We start from the raw sequence: 17,805 nt of genomic DNA, 5'->3' as shown, positions 1-17,805 counted from the left end.
CTTAATTATAACAAATTTTCCTCTTTCTTACCACCCTTATAAAGCAGGCCTGCCAAAAAAACGGTTAACGGCATAATAACCAATAAATTGCGGCTGCTGGCCGTGCTATCTATCACAAATTGATAAGCCGAAGTAAAAAGATAAATAAATAAAAAACCGGTCAAAGCGCCAAAAATAATTAAAAACAAATAAATATTAGGTTTAATAAAAACTTGTCGCCAATTTAAAATTAAAATTATCAAAAAAATGCCAGGCCAAATATGGAAAGAATGAAAAATAAATAATTGCTCCAAAATTTTTGAAAAAATTTCGGGATGAAAACCGTTTAAAAATACGGCCTCCGGAGAAAGATTGCTGTAACCGAAACCGAAAATTATTTTAAAAAGAAACCATGGCAAAAAGAAAATCAAAAAACAAAAAATAAACAACAAAAAACTTTTAAATTTAAATTTTATTATTTTTTCAAGAATCAAATAAATTACGAAAACAATAATTAAAATACCGGCCAAAATCAATCCTTCGTTTTTAATCCAGGTTGTTAATCCGGCAAAAATACCGGCCAAAATCAGGTCGGTTTTGTTTTTATTTTTAAAATATTTAAACAAGGAAATGGCGGCCACGGTAAAATAAAAAGCCAAGGGCAAATCGCAATAAGCGTTAAAACCGTGATAATTTAAAAGCGGCAGAGTAGCCAAAAACATGGTAAAAATCAAAGAATTTTGACGGCCGATTTTTTCTTTTAAACTTAAATAAACAAAACCGATTAAAGCCAAAAAATAAAAAGCAAAAATTATGTTTACTAAAACATCATTTACCTGGCCCATGCCGAAATAAGTCCAAGCCATCAACAAAGGAATATGAAGAGGATAATTAATATGCGAATCGCCGCCTAAAAATATATTGGAATCCAAGTTGAAAAAGTTTTTAATTTCATAAAAAATCATTTTTGCCTTAAGACCGTAATTGGCTACAGCGTCAAAATTTATAATCGGCCGCATCATACTGGTGGAAAAAACATAAAAAACCTGGAAAAGAATAATTAAAATTAAAATCATTTCCAACCAATTAAAATCAAACCGGCGCATTTTAATTTTCGGCATTTTCCAACGCCCGCCCAAGAATATGTAAAATATTAAAATCAAACCGGCCAAAATTGAAATAAAAATTATAAAATATTTAATAGGCAAATTTAAAAATCCCCAAAAAAACATTAAAAAAGTAAGTATTCCGGTGCCCAAGCCAAAAGACAAAATCATTAATTTAAAAAAATTAAATTTTTCTTTTTGACCTATTAATGGTCTTAAAATACCCCAGCCTAATAAACCGGGAATGAATAAAAATAAAATTAATTTCAATATATTCATATCTAAATCTTTTTTAAAATGAATTGATTTGGCGCAAATTCGCGATATTTTTCAAAATTTTTAGGTATTTCTTTTATTTCTAAATTAAAAACAAGAATATAATCTGCCCTGAACAAATAGGTAGTTTCAACCCATAAATTCGGATAAAGCCAATATTTTGTCCAAAATTTTAAAGTATTATCATCGGGTAAAAAATAAGCGGTCTTTCCAACAGGAATTTCTTTTTGGACAAATTGCAAAAAATCATACAAATCATACCAATTTGGCGGTAATTCCGTTGACCGCATTGCTCTTATTGTTAAATTGGTGCGTTGAACAGCTAAATTTTGTCCGAATAATTCTTTAAAATCTTTTTTTAACAATTCTGCTTCAATACCAAACCAGCGTAAAGAAGTAATCAGCCAAAAAATCAACAGAAAATATAAAAAAGTTTTATTAAAATTTATCTTGTGGCGATATTTAATTAAAAAAATTCTACTAAAAATAATAATTATAACAATAGCCAAAATAATAATAAAATAAAAATATAAAGAATCAAAAATTCCGGCAATATTATACTCCGGAATAACGTTAATATAAAAATATTGTTTAATCGGTAAAGAAAAATAATTTTTAAAAAATTCAATCATGAAATTTATACTTAATAATAGTAAAAATAGCCTTTATTCCATCAATCCATTTGATTTTTTTTCCTTCAGTATAAGTTCGGCTTCGATATGAAATAGGCAGTTCTAAAATTTTATAACCTCTACGCAAAAATTTAGCCGTCATCTCAAGCTCCATCTCAAAACCATTTGATTCTAATTTTAAATTTTGGGTAATTGATTTTTTAAAAACTTTATAGCAAGTCCAGGGATCGGTAATTTTCTGACCGTAAAAAAGAAAAAACAAAAAGGCGATCAAACGATTACCCCAATAAAATATTTTATATTTTGCTTTTTGTTTAATTAAAAACCGCGAACCGTAAACTATATCCGTTTTTCCTTCCAGAATCAGTTGAATAAGTTTTGGTAAATCTTGTGGATTATATTCCAAATCCGCGTCCTGAACAACAATTATTTCACCGCTCGCCTCTTGGAATCCGCGTCTCAATGCCGCTCCCTTGCCAGAATTTTTATTTTGAAAAAAAATTCTGATTTTAGAATTTAGAATTTGGAATTTGGAATTTGTTTCGGATTTTGGATTTAGAATTTCGGATTTTAATAAAGCAGCAGTGCCGTCAGTAGAACAATCGTCAATAATAATAATTTCGTAATCACAGCCAAAATTTACCACTTCAAGGCGTTTTAAAATTTCCAAAATCGTTTTCTTTTCATTGTAAACCGGGATAACAATGGACAATGTCATAAGAGATATTTTATAACAATCACACGATTAATCAATGGCCGAAATATGAATTATTTCTCAATTTTTAAGATTAATTTCCCGTTTTTGTCAATAAAAACAATGTCGCCGTTTTGATCTGTTCTTAATATTTCTGCGCCAACTTCTTCCAAGCTTGTTAAAGCCCTCAAGCTGGGATGTCCGAATTTATTATTTTGGCCAACCGAAATAACGCCGTAAATCGGGCTGATTTTTTCCAAAAAATTCAAATCCGAAGAATATTTGGAACCGTGATGCCCGACTTTTAAAACCTGTGATTGCAAATCATAATTATTGTCCAATAATATTTTTTCTATTTCACTGGTGGCGTCGCCGGTAAAAAGAATTTTATTTTGATTATCAACCAACTTAAAAACCAAAGAATTGGGATTATTATCGTCTTTATTGGATTGACCGGCCAACTCTTGAATCGGCCACAAAAAATCCAAATAAATTTTATCATTCAACCAAATTTTTCGCTGTTCTGAAATAATAACAGGCGTAATATTTTTTTCTTGAATTAATTTCTTCCATTCGAAATAAAGAGAGTCAGTTTCTTCAGTATTGTTGGTTACGATTTGATCAACCGGCCAGCGTCGCAGAACTTCAACCAGGCCGATCAGATGATCGGGGTCCGGATGAGTCAAAATCATTAAATCAATTTTTCGGCGAGTAATGGGAATATATTTATCCAATTTATAAATAACATTTTTGTCCGGCCCGCCGTCTATTAGAATATTCTTCCCTTCCGGCGTCTGTATCAAGGCTGAGTCGCCTTGCCCGACATCAAAAAAAACAACTCTTAAAGAATTATAATTATTCTGGGTCAAAATCAACCAATAACCCAAAATAACCAGATTAATCAATAAAAGTCCGGTGACTGAGAAAATGATTATTTTAAGAATTTTTGGACTGAGTTTTTTGAGCATAAATTAACCACCAAACAATAAAAAAATATAAAATTAAAGCGGCAATCAAAGGAAAATTGATAATGATGGGCGAAAAATAAAAAATCTTGGCGATTATTTTCACCGTTAAAATCAAAAAGGTTAGACCGAGCCAAATCGGCCAAAATAAAATTTTCGCCAAAAAAACAGAAATTGTTCCGAATAAAATAAAAAATATTCCCAAAAACATTAAAACCGGAATAATGGGCAAAATTAAAATATTCGCCAAAGGCGCGGCTAGCGATAAGGTGCCGAAATAATATAAAATCAAAGGAAAGACAAAAACCTGAGCGCTGAAAGTGGCTGACAAGCAATCCTTAATCGGTAAATACCTAAGATTGGGTATTTTTTTAAAATATTGATTAAAAATCGGAGTAAAAAATATTAAACCCAAAATTGAAGCGAACGATAATTGGAAGCCGATGTCTAGAACTAAAAGTTTCGGATTAATTAAAAGCATAATCGCCGCAGCCCAAATAACAATTCTTAATCCTGACTGGGGACGGCCGATTTTCTGGGCATAGAGAATACCCAAGCCCATAATCGCCGCTCGAACTGCCGCGGCGGGCGCACCAACCAAAATAACAAAAAATATAATTAATATTGCCGCCAGCCAAAAAGCTATTTGACGGCGAATCAATAAAACACTGACAATAAAAATCATTATCAATTGAGATAAAATCGCCACATGCAATCCGGAAACTGATAAAATATGGGTTGTACCGGTTGTAGAAAACCAATTTCTGACTTCTTGAGGAATTTGGCGCTGAAGCCCCAATAATAAAGCGGAAAAAACAGATCCTTGGGGTTCGGAAAAACTTTGGTCAATTAGATTCTTTACCTGATTTTTAAATAAAAATATTTTTTGATATAAAAAATTTCCCTGATTATGATTTAAGTTTGTTATTTTTGGAAAATAACAAACCGAATAAATATCATTAACAATTGCCGCATTATTTTTAAATCCATTATCAAGCACGCCCTTAAGTTGACAATCAACTTCCAATAAATCGCCATATTGATAATCAGAATAAAGCGGTGCAGAAATTAGAACCTTACCTTTAAATTGATTATTATTTATTTTACCGACAGTCAGTTGGGTTTTGTCCGTTTTCACATCCGGCTCACTGATAACTTGTCCCTCAAAAATAAGATTTGTGTTATTGTAAAAAGCCACGTTATTTTCATCAATTTTTGGAAAACTTAAATTATAACGAATAACACCCAAAGTAAAAAAGATGACAAAAAAGACAAAAGGCCAAATATTTCTAAATGGCCTTTTTAAAACGCAAAAAAATAAAATTAATAAAAATACCGGCAAATAAACGAAAAATGGCAGATAGAAAAAAGAGGCTAATCCAATGCCCCCGATAAAAAATAGCAAACAATAAAAAACTATTCTCGAAACAGCCATATAACTCTCTTGAAAAAGAAAAACAAAACACCCAAAGCAATGCCGCCGCTGTCCAGCCAAAGATCTAAAAACGAAGGATCACAGCAAACTCCTTCCGCCACATATTCATGAAAAATATTAAATATGACAACAATCAATAACGTATACCAGATATTAATACGGAATAAATATAAAAGGACAAGAGTCAAAATAAAGAATCCGACAAAATGAAAAATATTTTCCGCCGCCGTATTTCCATCACAAGTAATAAATTCTTTTAAATTACTGAATGTTTGAGCAATAGGCGGAGATATCCAAAAAATAAAAAAGTTTTTAAAATTATATTGAATTCTTTCTAACCCGAATTGAGCGACAGGTTTAAATGTTACCCCATCAGAAAAATAATTGTAATTATAACCTTTATGCTGGCGGCAAATCGAATCATAATTTCCCACTACAAAAAAATCAACTAAAAATAGAAGGATTAATAAAACAAAAAATAATATTTTAAATCTCATTTTAGGCATATTTTATTCTACAGTCACACTCTTGGCTAAATTTCTGGGTTTATCCACATCACAGCCTCTTAAAACAGCCATATGATAAGCCAATAATTGAAGCGGGATAACGCTTAAAAGCGGGGTTAAAAATCCATTGGTTTTGGGAACATAAATGACATTTTCCGCCATTTTATTAATTTCTCCATTCCCTTCAGTGGCAATGGCGATAATATTTCCCCCTCGAGCTTTCACTTCTTCAATATTACTGACGACTTTTTGATAAATAACATCCTCTGTGTCAGTGGCGATGACCACTACCGGCATATTTTTATCAATCAGGGCAATCGGCCCATGTTTCATTTCCGCCGCCGGATAACCTTCGGCATGAATATAAGAAATTTCTTTTAATTTTAAAGCTCCTTCCAAGGCGGTTGGAAAATTATAACCGCGACCCAAGTAAAGAAAATTATTAAACTTATAATATTTTTTGGCGATTTTTTTAATTTCTTCATTTTTATCAAGAATTATTTTTATTTTTTCCGGAATCTCACTGATTGCTTTAATTCTTGATTCTATTTCTTCTTTCTTTATTTTATTCCTATTTATTCCCAAGAGCAAGGCCAATTCCGCCAAAACCGTAACTTGCGAAGTAAAGGCTTTGGTTGAGGCAACTCCGATTTCCGGTCCGGCATGCAAATAAATTCCGGCATCGGTTTCCCGAGCAATTGTTGAACCAACCGTGTTTACAATTCCAAAAACGTGTCCACCGGCTTTTTTTATTTTTCGAAGCGACTCCAACGTGTCCGCCGTTTCTCCGGATTGAGAAATAACAAAATAAGCCGTTTCATTATTAATGGGTACATTTTTATATCTGAATTCAGAAGCATATTCAATTTCGGCCGGTAAAGAGGCTAAATGCTCAAATAAATATTCGCCGATCATTCCGGCATGCCAAGAAGTTCCGCAGGCCAAAAACACCACTCTTTTTACATTGGTTAAAAAATCCAACCAATCCGTGATACCGCCCAATTGAATTTTATTTTCATTTATTAAAACTCTGCCGCGAATAGCATTTTTAATCGTTTCCGGCTGCTCAAAAATTTCTTTCAACATAAAATGATCAAAACCGCCTTTTTCTATTTGCGACAGATCACAAGAAACTTCATCCGCTTTTTTCTGAATCGGTTGATTGTCAACCGTAGTAACCTGATAACCGTCTCGAGTTAAAACAGCGATTTCTCCGTCAGCCAAATAAATTACCTTACGAGTATATTCAACAACTGCGGCCGGATCCGAAGCCACCAGATATTCTCCCTCCCCTATTAAACCGATAATCAAAGGACTGCCCATTTTTGCGACAACCAATTTATCCGGTTCGCGGGAAGAAATAATAGCCAAACCATAAGCGCCGTCAATCAAACTTAGAGCTTTTTGCGTTGCGGTTAATAAATCTTTTTGATAATATTCTTCAATTAAATGCGCAATCACCTCTGTGTCGGTTTCTGAATAAAAATTATGACCGCGTTGTTCCAGCCATTTTTTTAAAGTTCGATAATTTTCAATAATTCCATTATGAACCAAGAATATTTCTTTTTTACAATCAAAATGCGGATGAGCGTTAATTTCATTCGGTTCTCCGTGAGTGGCCCAGCGAGTGTGGGCAATTACCAAATTACTGGATAATTGTTCTTGCCCGATTTTTTCTTCCAAATCTTTGACTCTGCCCTTAACTTTGATTGAATTAATTCCATTTTTTGTTAGCACGGCTAAACCGGCCGAGTCATATCCTCGGTATTCCAATCTTTTGAGTCCTTGCATCGCAATTGGCACTCCATTTTTCAAGCCAATATAACCTACAATTCCACACATAATAAATTATTTTAAAAAATTATACATTACGAATATCTAGCAAAAAACTTGTCTTTTATATTCTTCTAAAAATTGATTTAATATATTTTTCAAGTGTTTCTTTTCTGTTTCATTTAATTTCAAAACTCTTTTTGTTTTTCTTAAAACAAGCGCTTCTCTGATATACTTTATGCCCCTAAAATACGGATAATATTTGGCCAGCATTTTCGGTATATCGTCTTTCTTGGATATTACTCCCTTGCTTAACAAGAGCCTATCACTGAGATTGATAATATAATTAACCCACTTTCTCGGTTCTCTTCTGTAAATATTCCAACTGGGATTCAGATTTGTGGCATGATAATATTCCGCTCTTAATTCGCAACCTAAATCCCTCTTAATTATTTTTTTAATATCGGGCACCGAATTAGCGATATTCATTCCGACCAATAATCTTGTTTTTTTCTTTTTTATATTGATTAAGTCCAAATTACCGATAAATCTTGTGGCTTTATGATTATTTTTTACTCTATTTTGAAAATCTTCATATGACCTAACAACGCATTGAATATCTATATGATATCTCTCAGATATATCTGTAAAATTAATTTCTTTAATTTTATTAAAATTTTTAACAAAAATTGAAAGATCATAATCGCTATACCCTTCCACAAAATCATAACTGCCATAACTTCCTTCCGCCAATAAAGCAACTAAATTTTTACCCAAAAAACTTTTAGCGCGTCGAATAATTTCTTTCTCCATTTGATTGACAGTCTTTCGGCTTGTTGGATACATATAAAATCAATTATTGAGTCAATTGTATTATTTTTTAAATTTAAGATAACTTTCAATTATTTCATCCAGTTCGCCGTCTAAAATTTTTTGAGCATCTGATGTTTCATAACCGGTCCGCAAATCTTTAACCATTTTATACGGATGAATAACATAAGAACGAATTTGATTCCCCCAAGACGCGGATTTGAATTCACCCCTCAGCCGTTCTTTTTCTTCTTCCTGCTCAGCCTGATAATATCTGAAAAGTTTTGATTTTAAAATTTTAAGAGCTTTTTCTTTGTTTTGAGATTGACTTCTTTCTGATTGGCAACTGACGGAAATTTTTGTCGGCAAATGAGTGATTCTGATGGCCGATTCTGTTTTTTGAACGTTTTGTCCGCCGTGTCCGGAAGCCAAAAAAGTATCCATTCTTAAATCATCAGGATTAATTTCAATTTCCACCTCTTCTATTTCCGGTAAAATTTCAATCAAAGCGAAAGAAGTGTGGCGCATTTTTTCCGCATCAAAAGGAGAAATGCGCACCAAACGATGAACTCCTGCTTCGCCTTTTAAAAAACCGTAAACATAATTTCCCTGAATTTCCAAAGTAACGCTTTTTATTCCCGCTTCAGTGCCGCGCGATTGATCAATAATCGCCGCCCGCCAATTTTTTTTCTCAATATATCTCAAATACATTCTCAAAAGCATTTCTGCCCAATCTTGCGCATCCACTCCGCCCGCGCCGGCAAAAATTGATAAAATCACATTTTCTTTGTCGTATTTTCCGCTGAAAAAAGTGGTTTTTTCCAAATTTTCCAATTCTTTTCTGATTAAATTCAATTGCTCTTTAATGTCTTCTCTTAAATTTACTGATTGATCTTTCTCGTCTTCTTGGGCTATTTCCAAGAAATCTCTAACCGACTTTTCTATTTTCTCCCATTTTTCCACTTCTTCTTTTAATTGGCTGAATTCACGCGATTTTTTTTCCGCCACTGTTCTGTTTTGCCAAAAATCCGGTTCAGCCATTTCAAATTCAATTTCCTTTATTTTTTGCTTTTTTTTATCAATGTCAAAGACAGTCTCGGACCTTTCCGAGCCTCTGCTTAAAATCTTTTAATTCAGCGATTAATTCCTGCATATTAATTATTATAAATCATTGTAAGAGAAAAGCAATCCCCTGTTAATTTGACTTTTTTTTAGCTTCATTTATAATTGAAAACAGTTATTTTCAAAAAGGAGGAAAAGATGAAAAAGTTAAAGAAGGTGACGAAATTAGGAAAATTAAAAGAAATACTTAAAAACATTTCTGTCAGTGAAAAACGAAAAAACTTTTTAAAAGGATTCCGCCCAATTTCTAAGGAAGAAAGAAACTATAGATGCGCGATATCTGCTCAAGCTGAACTAGAAAAAGATTCTTCAAAATTACCTTGGGAAACAAAAAGATTCATTGGTTGAGTTAAATGTATGGGAGGAAGAATGAAAAAACTGATTTCAATTCTGGTCCACTGTATTCCAACTGCCGTAATTATGGCAATCTTGTTCACCCCAATCAGCACTCTGTTGTTTATCGCCTTTGTTGTCCCTTTTATCGCGCCCCCTAAAATCTGGATCGTCTTTGTTATTCTTGCCATTCTTATTATTGCCACCATTATTGTCAGGGTTATTGCCATTGCCACTGAACTCAGGGTTAAAAAATGGGTAGTGTTTGTTTTATTATTTTTTGAAACAGCGGTATTCTGGTGGATATTCTATTTATATGCTGTATATTTTTCATCCTAAATAAACAAAAAGAGTCCTTATAATCAGGACTCTTTTTTAATTTAGAGATTCGAAAAATACAAAATTAATTGTTTATCAGCGTTTTAGGCGAGAGGGTTGACAAAAACCGAAAAATTTGCTTAAATAATAGTAACCAAACAAAAATGGTTTGGGGAAATATAGTACTTTTACAAAAGGAGGAAAGATGAGAATCAATAAGATAAAGATTTTTTGCGTACTTATCGCTTTATTTGTATTGACTTTACCGCTAAGGGCGATTGATTTTGAAATAGGCGCGATGTATAACCAGGGAAAAACAAATCGCTTGGTTACATTAAGCCAGCCATATAAAGAAGGAAAATTGAATTTAAGGCTGAAAGCAGAAAAAATAGAAAATTCACTTTTGGATTTTCAAGCAATCTGCGCTTATCCTTTAAGTAAGGGATATTCTTTAAGTGCTGTTGAAAAAATAAATGTGGACCCTTCGTTTGAACCCATACAATACACAACAAGTATTGGAATTGGAAAAACTATCGGTAAAGGAGATATCTCGATCAATGAGGCAATTAGCTTTAAAGCGTACTCAAATAAAAAGAGTTACTCGACTCTGATTGGTTCTTCATACAAGCTTGGAGGAAAAGCGAAGCTTTGCTTAACAATAATAATTCCTTCAGCAACTCCAAACAAACAGGCATTTAAAGGAACTATTATTTATAGTTTAAAATAAAAGGAGGAAAAAATGAGAAAAATTCTCACAATACTGGTAATTTCAGTAATAAGTTTATGCGCGATTGGAACGGTTTCATTTGTATCTGCAACCGAATGTCGCAAGGATACAAATAATCCCTTTATTACTCAATCTGTTAATAATCAGTCTAAACCAAGTACATCAGCTACTGCGTGGCCCACTCGCCAGAAAAGGATTATTCCTATAATAAAGCCCAGGTCAACTTCTTTACCGATCATCTCCTCTAAGACAGATCATAATCAGTTGGAGAAAATGGACGCGTTACAAATAGCAGAACATCAGAGGAAGATGATAACTAAGATAGATGGGGATAATCGTCCATGTAATATGTATGATCTTGCCACTATAGATTATCTTAGAGCTATTTATTATCAAAATGAACAGATAGTACAACAGCATGATCAAATGATAAAACAAAACGAAGAAGTTATTGGTCTTCTCAAAAAATTCTTTTTTCAATAACGTAAATCAAAAGAGTCCCAAAAAATCGGGACTCTTTTTTAATTTGTCAGAATGATTTTATCCTTTGCCCCATCAGAAATTCATCAATCGATTCCTGATGCAGAAAGTCCAAGAGCGAAGACGCCTCTGGCTCTGGTTGTTTTAAAAAGAAAATTTTTTGTTAAATTTCTAACGGGGTAAATATTCTTCTAATTCCACCTTAACTGTTTTTTCCGCGCCTTTGTGTAAAATTTTTAATTCCACTTCATCTCCGGGTTTAAGATTTTGAATCGTTTTGCTTAAAGAATTCTCTTCAGTAATTTTTGCGCCATTAACTTCTAAAATAATATCGCCTTCTTCAATACCCGCTTTATCGGCCGGTCCGCCCGGGATAATGGCCAATTCAGTCTGATCACTGCCGCGCAAAACTAAAGCCCCGTAATTAACGGATAAATTATTTTTTTTAACTATTTCTTCATTAATTAAAACATACCTTACGCCCAAATACGGCCTGACAATCTTACCGTATTTTTTGACGCTTTCAATCACTTGCTTGGCCTGATTGATCGGAATGGCAAAACCTATCATTTGCCCCTGACTGTTAATGGCGGTATTGATACCAATCACTTCGCCATGAGTATTAATTAATGGTCCGCCGGAATTACCCAAATTAATCGCCGCATCTGTTTGGATTACATTTTCCAAGACTTCTGACAGACCGGCATTATCACCAGCCACCACCCGTCTGCCGACACCGCTGATCACGCCCTTGGTAACCGTGTTTCTGTATTCGCCCAAAGCATTACCGATAGCAATAACTGTTTGACCAATTTGAATTTTTTCAGAATCACCCAATTTAACTTCAGGTAAATCCTTAATTTCAATCTTTAAAATGGCAATGTCATTAAATGGATCTTGGGCTAAAATTTTCGCGTCATATTTTTTCCCGTCATTTGTCACAACCGTGTATTCTGCGGTTTCATCGCTGGCCACATGCTTGTTGGTCAAAATCAAACCATCCTTGGAAGAAACAACAAATCCTGTTCCGCCGCCGACTTCTTGTTTTTGTTTTTGACTGCTATTTGGAGTTGGAGTAGGCGTGCTCTGTCCAAACCAGTCATTGAATAATTCATCAAAAGGACTGGTAGTATCGCTATAATAAGTGGTTACATATTTTGAAACAATAACATTAACCACGGCTGGGCTGGTTTTTTTAACTGCGGAAACAATGTCGCTCTCCTCTTGATTGCCTAAAATAATCGGTGCGATTGTATTGGTTGGATCTATTTGGCTTTGAGTCGCAACCTGAGACGAAGAGTGAAGAATAGTCGGAGTAGAGTAAGAAACAAATTTAGTCAATGCGTAACTGCCGGCATAAAATCCTGTTACCGCGCCAGCGGCAGCACCGATTAAAATACTGATCATAATTATCACTACCACCGGTCGAAGCGCCAAAGTAAAAGTTAAAAAGGGTGGTGATTTTTTTTGTTCTCTCGGTTTTTCCGTCCAGATAACTTGGGCTTCATCTGCCCCCAAAGAATTATCTATTGGTTCATTGTTCCTAAATATTTTTTTGAACATAAATTTTAAGATAATTTTATTAACTTTAACTAATAATTATATTATAAACCCTTATTTCAAAGGATACAATCCCAGTTTTTGAACAATCATATTCTCGCTTCTATTTGAAGACAATACGGTTTTATTTTTTTAGCAGTTTCATTAAACCATTTTTTGGAATACGGTTTTATCAATCCTGTCTTTTTATCTATTACGTCTTTAGGATTAAATTGGTTCAAGGCATATTTCTTGGCGCCTTTTATTTGTTTGGCAATTTTTAAAATATCATCTTGATTCAACAAGCCCGGGACAACCGTAGTTCTAAATTCATAATCAAGTTTTGAGGCGATAATCATTTTAATGCTTTTTTTGATATTTCCCAAATTAACCGATTTTTGAGAAAGCTGTTGATATTTTTTTGATTCCAGCGGCGCTTTAATATCCATGGCTATGTAATCAATCAGTTTATTTTTTATCAAATATTCAATCGCGGCCGGATTTGTCCCGTTGGTTTCAATCCCAACTACCAATTCTAATTCTTTAACTTTTTTAATAAATTCAATCAAAGGAGACTTCAAATTAAATGAAGTAAGCGGTTCTCCTCCGGTGATTACCACACCTTCAATCATTTTTTTATTTTCTTCCAAATATTGCAGAACCTCTTTCTCGTCAATGTCAGGTAATTCTTGAGGATGCAAGACTAAAGTTCTATTATAACAAAAAGGGCAGCAAAAATTACATCCTCCGACAAAAACGACCGTCGTAATTTTGCCCGGCCATTCAATAAAAGACTCTTTTCGCCAACCCTTGAATATCATAATAATGCTGTTTAAATCCAATCCGCCACTATTTTAAAGTTGGCGGATTGAAAATTTAAAATTAAAAATTCTATTATAGAGTAATATCAAATTCTTGTCTGTCTTGATATTCTTCTTGCTTCCCTTTGTTCCATTGTTGAACCGGACGATAATAACCGACCACGCGAGAATAAACTTCGTTTTCAGCGCCGCATTGCGGACATTTGAATTGTTCACCGCTTAAATAACCGTGATTCGGACAAATACTGAATGTCGGCGACAAGGTAAAATACGGTAAACGGAAATTCTCAAAAACTTTTTTAATTATTGTTTTTACCACCGAGATATCATTGATTCTTTCTCCCAAAAAAGCATGAAAAACCGTGCCACCGTTATATTTTGTCTGAAAACCATCTTGAGCTTTTAAAATCTCAAATAATCCGTTTTGATCATTAACCGGGAATTGAGTGGAGTTAGTATAATACGGCACTTCTTTTCCGGCAGTGATAATATCCGGATATATTTTTTTGTCTTGTCTAGCCAAGCGATAACTTGTCCCTTCAGCCGGAGTAGCTTCCAAATTATAAATATTACCGGTCTCATTTTGGTATGTCACCAATTTCTCGCGCATAAAATCTAAAACTTTTAGAGCGAATTCTCTGCCTGGCTTTGAAACAATATTTTCGCCCATAAAATTAATCAATGCTTCATTCATGCCGATTAATCCGATGGTTGAGAAATGATTGGCCCAATAATTGCCGCGCAATTGTTTGATATTTCGCAAATAAAATTTGGAATAAGGATAAAGTCCTTTTTCAATCAATTCTTCCAAAGTTTTTCTTTTAATTTCCAAACTTTCTCTGGCTAAATCCATCACTCGACCAAGTTTCTCAAAAAATTCTTGATCAGTTTTGGCCAAATAACCGATTCTTGGAAGATTAATTGTTACCACACCGATAGAACCGGTCAATGGAGCTGAACCAAAAAGTCCGCCGCCGCGATGATGAAGTGTTTTTGTTTCCAATCTGAGACGGCAGCACATTGAACGGACATCTTCCGGGTTTAAATCAGAATTAATAAAATTAGAAAAATAAGGTATGCCGAATTTTGCCGTCATTTCCCAAAGAGGTTTTAAGGCCGGATTTTCCCAATCAAAATTTTTAGTGATATTGTAAGTCGGAATCGGAAAAGTAAAAATTCTGGAATGAGCATCTCCCTCGCACATTACTTCGGCAAAAGCCCGATTAAACATATCCATTTCTTTTTGGAATTCACCATAAGTTTCTTTTTGAAGTTTGCCCCCGATAATTACCGGTGATTTTGCCAGGGCCTCGGGCGGAGTCAAATCAATAGTTACATTTTCAAAAGGCGTCTGGAAACCAACTCTAGTTGGAACATTGCAATTAAATAAAAATTCCTGCATTGCTTGTTTGACTTGCGGATAAGTTAATTTGTCATATCTGATAAAAGGAGCAAGGAAAGTATCGAAAGAAGAAAAAGCGACCGCGCCGGCGCATTCCCCTTGAACAGTATAAATAAAATTAACTATCTGACCCAAGGCAGCTCTGAAATGTTTCGGCGGTTTTGAAGAAATTTTTCCAAAAACACCAGTGAAACCCTGAGATAAAAAATCATAGAGATCCCAACCCATGCAATAAGGAGCCAAAATGCCTAAATTATGAAGATGAAAATCGCCGCTTTTAACCGCATCGCGAATTTCCCCCGGATAAATTTTATGCAACCAATAATTTTTTGTAATGGTGTTTGAAATATAGTTATTCAAGCCTTGAAGAGAATAACTCATATTGGCATTTTCTTTCACTTCCCAATCTTTTTCGCCCAAATATTGATCCACGACTGCCACGTTTTCCATGGACAAAGCCATGTCTCTTATATTACTGTGTTGTTCTCGATATAAAATATAAGCTTTAGCTTCTTTAACCAAATCCGATAAAATTAAAACTTCTTCAACGATATTTTGAATGTCTTCCACGCTTGGAATAATATCTCTAAAACGTCGTCCAATAATTTTAACCACTTTAGCGGATAATTTTTTTGATATGTTCCCGTCTTTTCCGGAAACAGCCGTAATGGCCTTAAAAATTGCGTTTTCAATTCGACTTTGATCAAACGGCGCCAATTGGCCATCTCTTTTTTTTACTTTGGTTAAAGGAGCGATTTTTTTCATAGGCTTAATTTTAAATTATTATCAAATTATATTAAAGATTTAATTTGTTTGAAAACTTCGGGCAAAAGCGGAGATAAAATATGACTGAATTTTACCAGAATCGGAGCAATATTTGAAGAGGCTAAAAGTTTAGCCAACCAATTCCCCCAAGGAAATTTGCTTAAAAAATCTAAAACTAGACCAATCGACAGTCCTCCTTCTATTAAACCAAAAATTCCTCCGCCTAAATGATTAATGGGTTGTAGAAACGGAATCAGAGACAGTAAATCAAAAATTTTATTTATAATTTTGAATATTAAAATTACAATAAAACGAGCAATAATAAAAATCAGAATAAAAGCAATAAGCCTTGAAATATTCTGATTATGAATTATTGAAACTAAAAAATTTGAAGCAATTATATCATACCAACGGGTGGCAAAAGTTACGCCCAAAATTAAACTGATAATTCCGCCCAGACTGGTAACCAAGCCTTGCCAAAAATTAAACCAAATAAAACCAAAAAGGACTAATAATAAAACTAAATCAAAAAATGTCATAAATTTTAAAATTAGTTAATTATTTAACACTCTCAATTTTCGGAAATAAAACTTTTCCTTGGCTGACTTTTTCAAAATTTACTTCACCGAATTTTTTTATTTCTGAAAGACTTTTCTTGTGTTCCTGATTTAAAATTCCCAAAGATTCCAATATTAAATTACTCTTATCCGGCATAAACGGCCAAGCCAAACATGATAAATGTCGTAAAGATTCAAGTAGATTATATAATACATCTTTCAGTTTTTCCGGATTTGTTTTTGACAATTTCCAAGGTTCTTCCTGATTGATATATTTATCGCAGAAAAAAATCAAATCATTGATTTGCGCAATAGCTATTTCAAAATGCAGTCCGTCCAAAGCTTTTTCGTATTTTTGCCAAACAGAATCAATTTTTTCTTTGAATTCAACATTAATAATTTTGGAAGAGACAAATTCCGAGCCGTCTTGAGCTAAAGTCAAAACTCGTCTGACTAAATTTCCTAAACCATTGGATAAATCGGAATTATATTTATCATAAAGTCTTGACTCTGAGAGATCTCCGTCCTGGCCAAAAGGAAATAAAGAAAGCAATAACCATCTTAGAGAATCAGCGCCAAAAGTTACAGCTAATTCTTCCGGATTAACTCCCGTGCCTAAAGATTTGGACATTTTTTGGCCATTAACGGTAAAAAATCCGTGAGCAAAAAGTTTTTTCGGCAAAGGCAATTCCAGAGCCAAAAGAAGTGCCGGCCACATTACGGCATGAAAACGTAAAATATCCTTGCCGATTAATTGCACCTCCGGCGGCCAAAATTTCGGCAATTTTTTAACGTCGCCATCCCAATCAATACCTGATAAATAATTAAACAATGCGTCAACCCAAACATAAATAGTTTGTTCTTTGTTCAGTGGGAATTCAATACCCCATTTTACCTTTTTTCTGGAAACAGCCAAGTCTTCTAATTTTTCAGATTTTAAAAAACCTAAAATTTCATTTTTTCTTTCTTCCGGTTCAATTAAAAATTCATTACTGGAAATCAATTTTAACAAAATATCCTGAAAGGCTGATAATTTAAAAAAGTAACAATCTTCTGAGAGTGTTACTAATTCATGATGATGAAACGGACATTTACCGTCAACCAATTCTTTGGGCGTATAATATCTTTCGCAATCTATACAATAAAGCCCCTGGTAGGTTCCTGTATAAATTAATTTTTTTTCAAATAATTTTTCCAAAACTTTCACTACTGCTTTTTCATGCTTTGGATCCGTGGTTCTGATAAAATTATCATGAGAAATTTTTAAAACATCCCAAGCTTCTTCATATTTGGCGGAATTTTCATCGCACCATTCTTTTGGAGTTTTATGATTGGCTTCAGCGGAAATAGCTATTTTTTCACCATGCTCGTCAGTGCCGGTCAAGAAAAAAACTTGATCGCCTTTCATTCGATGAAATCGCGCTAAAACATCAGCCGCGATTGTCGTGTATGCTCCTCCGACATGAGGCTTATCATTAACGTAATAAATGGGAGTAGTGATATAAAATTTATTATTCATATTTGATTATTTTATATAGTTTGTTATAGTTTAAATAGATCTTTAA

18 protein-coding genes are annotated in these 17,805 nt (G+C 33.7%); 4 read left to right on the top strand and 14 right to left on the bottom strand.

Features of this window, described 5'->3' with window-relative positions:
• Window positions 1-5 precede the first annotated feature (5 nt).
• The 9 genes from PHF10_01670 to prfB are packed head-to-tail and all read right to left on the bottom strand — an operon-like array spanning window position 6 to window position 9,301.
• Window positions 6-1,364 carry a glycosyltransferase family 39 protein gene (locus PHF10_01670; GenBank protein ID MDD5534437.1) on the bottom strand — a complete coding sequence of 453 codons (1,359 nt, stop codon included), beginning with the start codon at window positions 1,362-1,364 and terminating at the stop codon, window positions 6-8.
• 2 nt (window positions 1,365-1,366) lie between these two features.
• On the bottom strand, window positions 1,367-1,993 hold the full coding sequence (locus tag PHF10_01665; GenBank protein ID MDD5534436.1) for a hypothetical protein: 627 nt from the start codon (window positions 1,991-1,993) through the stop codon (window positions 1,367-1,369).
• Window positions 1,986-2,711, bottom strand: coding sequence for a glycosyltransferase family 2 protein (locus PHF10_01660; protein MDD5534435.1), 726 nt, complete (start codon window positions 2,709-2,711; stop codon window positions 1,986-1,988). The genes PHF10_01665 and PHF10_01660 overlap by 8 nt, the downstream gene beginning before the upstream one ends.
• 50 nt (window positions 2,712-2,761) lie before the next feature.
• The gene (locus PHF10_01655) at window positions 2,762-3,655 is read right to left on the bottom strand and encodes an MBL fold metallo-hydrolase (GenBank protein ID MDD5534434.1); all 894 of its coding nucleotides are present in this window, start codon (window positions 3,653-3,655) and stop codon (window positions 2,762-2,764) included.
• On the bottom strand, window positions 3,624-5,087 hold the full coding sequence (locus PHF10_01650; protein ID MDD5534433.1) for a ComEC/Rec2 family competence protein: 1,464 nt from the start codon (window positions 5,085-5,087) through the stop codon (window positions 3,624-3,626). The genes PHF10_01655 and PHF10_01650 overlap by 32 nt, the downstream gene beginning before the upstream one ends.
• Entirely contained in the window at window positions 5,069-5,593 is a 525-nt protein-coding gene (locus PHF10_01645; GenBank protein MDD5534432.1) for a hypothetical protein, read from the bottom strand. The genes PHF10_01650 and PHF10_01645 overlap by 19 nt, the downstream gene beginning before the upstream one ends.
• 3 nt (window positions 5,594-5,596) lie before the next feature.
• Complete coding sequence (glmS, locus tag PHF10_01640) at window positions 5,597-7,435, bottom strand: glutamine--fructose-6-phosphate transaminase (isomerizing) (protein MDD5534431.1); 1,839 nt, start codon at window positions 7,433-7,435, stop codon at window positions 5,597-5,599.
• Between the two features lie 36 nt (window positions 7,436-7,471).
• A complete protein-coding gene (locus PHF10_01635) occupies window positions 7,472-8,212 on the bottom strand; it encodes a hypothetical protein (GenBank protein ID MDD5534430.1) in 741 nt (246 codons plus the stop codon).
• A gap of 27 nt (window positions 8,213-8,239) precedes the next feature.
• Window positions 8,240-9,301, bottom strand: coding sequence for a peptide chain release factor 2 (gene prfB, locus PHF10_01630; protein ID MDD5534429.1), 1,062 nt, complete (start codon window positions 9,299-9,301; stop codon window positions 8,240-8,242).
• A gap of 135 nt (window positions 9,302-9,436) precedes the next feature.
• On the opposite strand from prfB, the gene PHF10_01625 reads away from it, so the two are divergent.
• The 4 genes from PHF10_01625 (at window position 9,437) to PHF10_01610 (ending at window position 11,159) form a co-directional block, all read left to right on the top strand.
• A complete protein-coding gene (locus PHF10_01625) occupies window positions 9,437-9,646 on the top strand; it encodes a hypothetical protein (GenBank protein ID MDD5534428.1) in 210 nt (69 codons plus the stop codon).
• A 9-nt stretch (window positions 9,647-9,655) separates the two neighbouring features.
• The gene (locus tag PHF10_01620) at window positions 9,656-9,970 is read left to right on the top strand and encodes a hypothetical protein (protein MDD5534427.1); all 315 of its coding nucleotides are present in this window, start codon (window positions 9,656-9,658) and stop codon (window positions 9,968-9,970) included.
• A 184-nt stretch (window positions 9,971-10,154) separates the two neighbouring features.
• Window positions 10,155-10,676, top strand: coding sequence for a hypothetical protein (locus tag PHF10_01615; GenBank protein ID MDD5534426.1), 522 nt, complete (start codon window positions 10,155-10,157; stop codon window positions 10,674-10,676).
• Window positions 10,677-10,688: 12 nt separating this feature from the next.
• A complete protein-coding gene (locus PHF10_01610; protein MDD5534425.1) occupies window positions 10,689-11,159 on the top strand; it encodes a hypothetical protein in 471 nt (156 codons plus the stop codon).
• Window positions 11,160-11,327: 168 nt separating this feature from the next.
• Here the strand turns inward: PHF10_01610 and PHF10_01605 are convergent, their stop codons facing one another.
• The 5 genes from PHF10_01605 to metG all read right to left on the bottom strand — a co-directional run bounded on the left by PHF10_01605 (window position 11,328) and on the right by metG (window position 17,759).
• Window positions 11,328-12,719 carry a trypsin-like peptidase domain-containing protein gene (locus PHF10_01605; protein MDD5534424.1) on the bottom strand — a complete coding sequence of 464 codons (1,392 nt, stop codon included), beginning with the start codon at window positions 12,717-12,719 and terminating at the stop codon, window positions 11,328-11,330.
• Between the two features lie 86 nt (window positions 12,720-12,805).
• Window positions 12,806-13,516 (bottom strand): anaerobic ribonucleoside-triphosphate reductase activating protein, encoded by a 711-nt coding sequence (locus PHF10_01600; protein MDD5534423.1) that lies wholly within the window; start codon window positions 13,514-13,516, stop codon window positions 12,806-12,808.
• 73 nt (window positions 13,517-13,589) lie between these two features.
• Entirely contained in the window at window positions 13,590-15,683 is a 2,094-nt protein-coding gene (locus PHF10_01595) for a ribonucleoside triphosphate reductase (protein MDD5534422.1), read from the bottom strand.
• A gap of 26 nt (window positions 15,684-15,709) precedes the next feature.
• A complete protein-coding gene (locus tag PHF10_01590; GenBank protein MDD5534421.1) occupies window positions 15,710-16,222 on the bottom strand; it encodes a CvpA family protein in 513 nt (170 codons plus the stop codon).
• Window positions 16,223-16,241: 19 nt separating this feature from the next.
• Complete coding sequence (metG, locus tag PHF10_01585; GenBank protein MDD5534420.1) at window positions 16,242-17,759, bottom strand: methionine--tRNA ligase; 1,518 nt, start codon at window positions 17,757-17,759, stop codon at window positions 16,242-16,244.
• Window positions 17,760-17,805: the final 46 nt, after the last annotated feature.

Source organism: Patescibacteria group bacterium, from assembly GCA_028716665.1.
Taxonomy (GTDB): Bacteria; Patescibacteriota; Patescibacteriia; order UBA2591; family JAQUPP01; genus JAQUPP01.
Note: the sequence above shows the minus strand (reverse complement) of the source record. Positions and strands in the feature narration are given on the sequence as shown.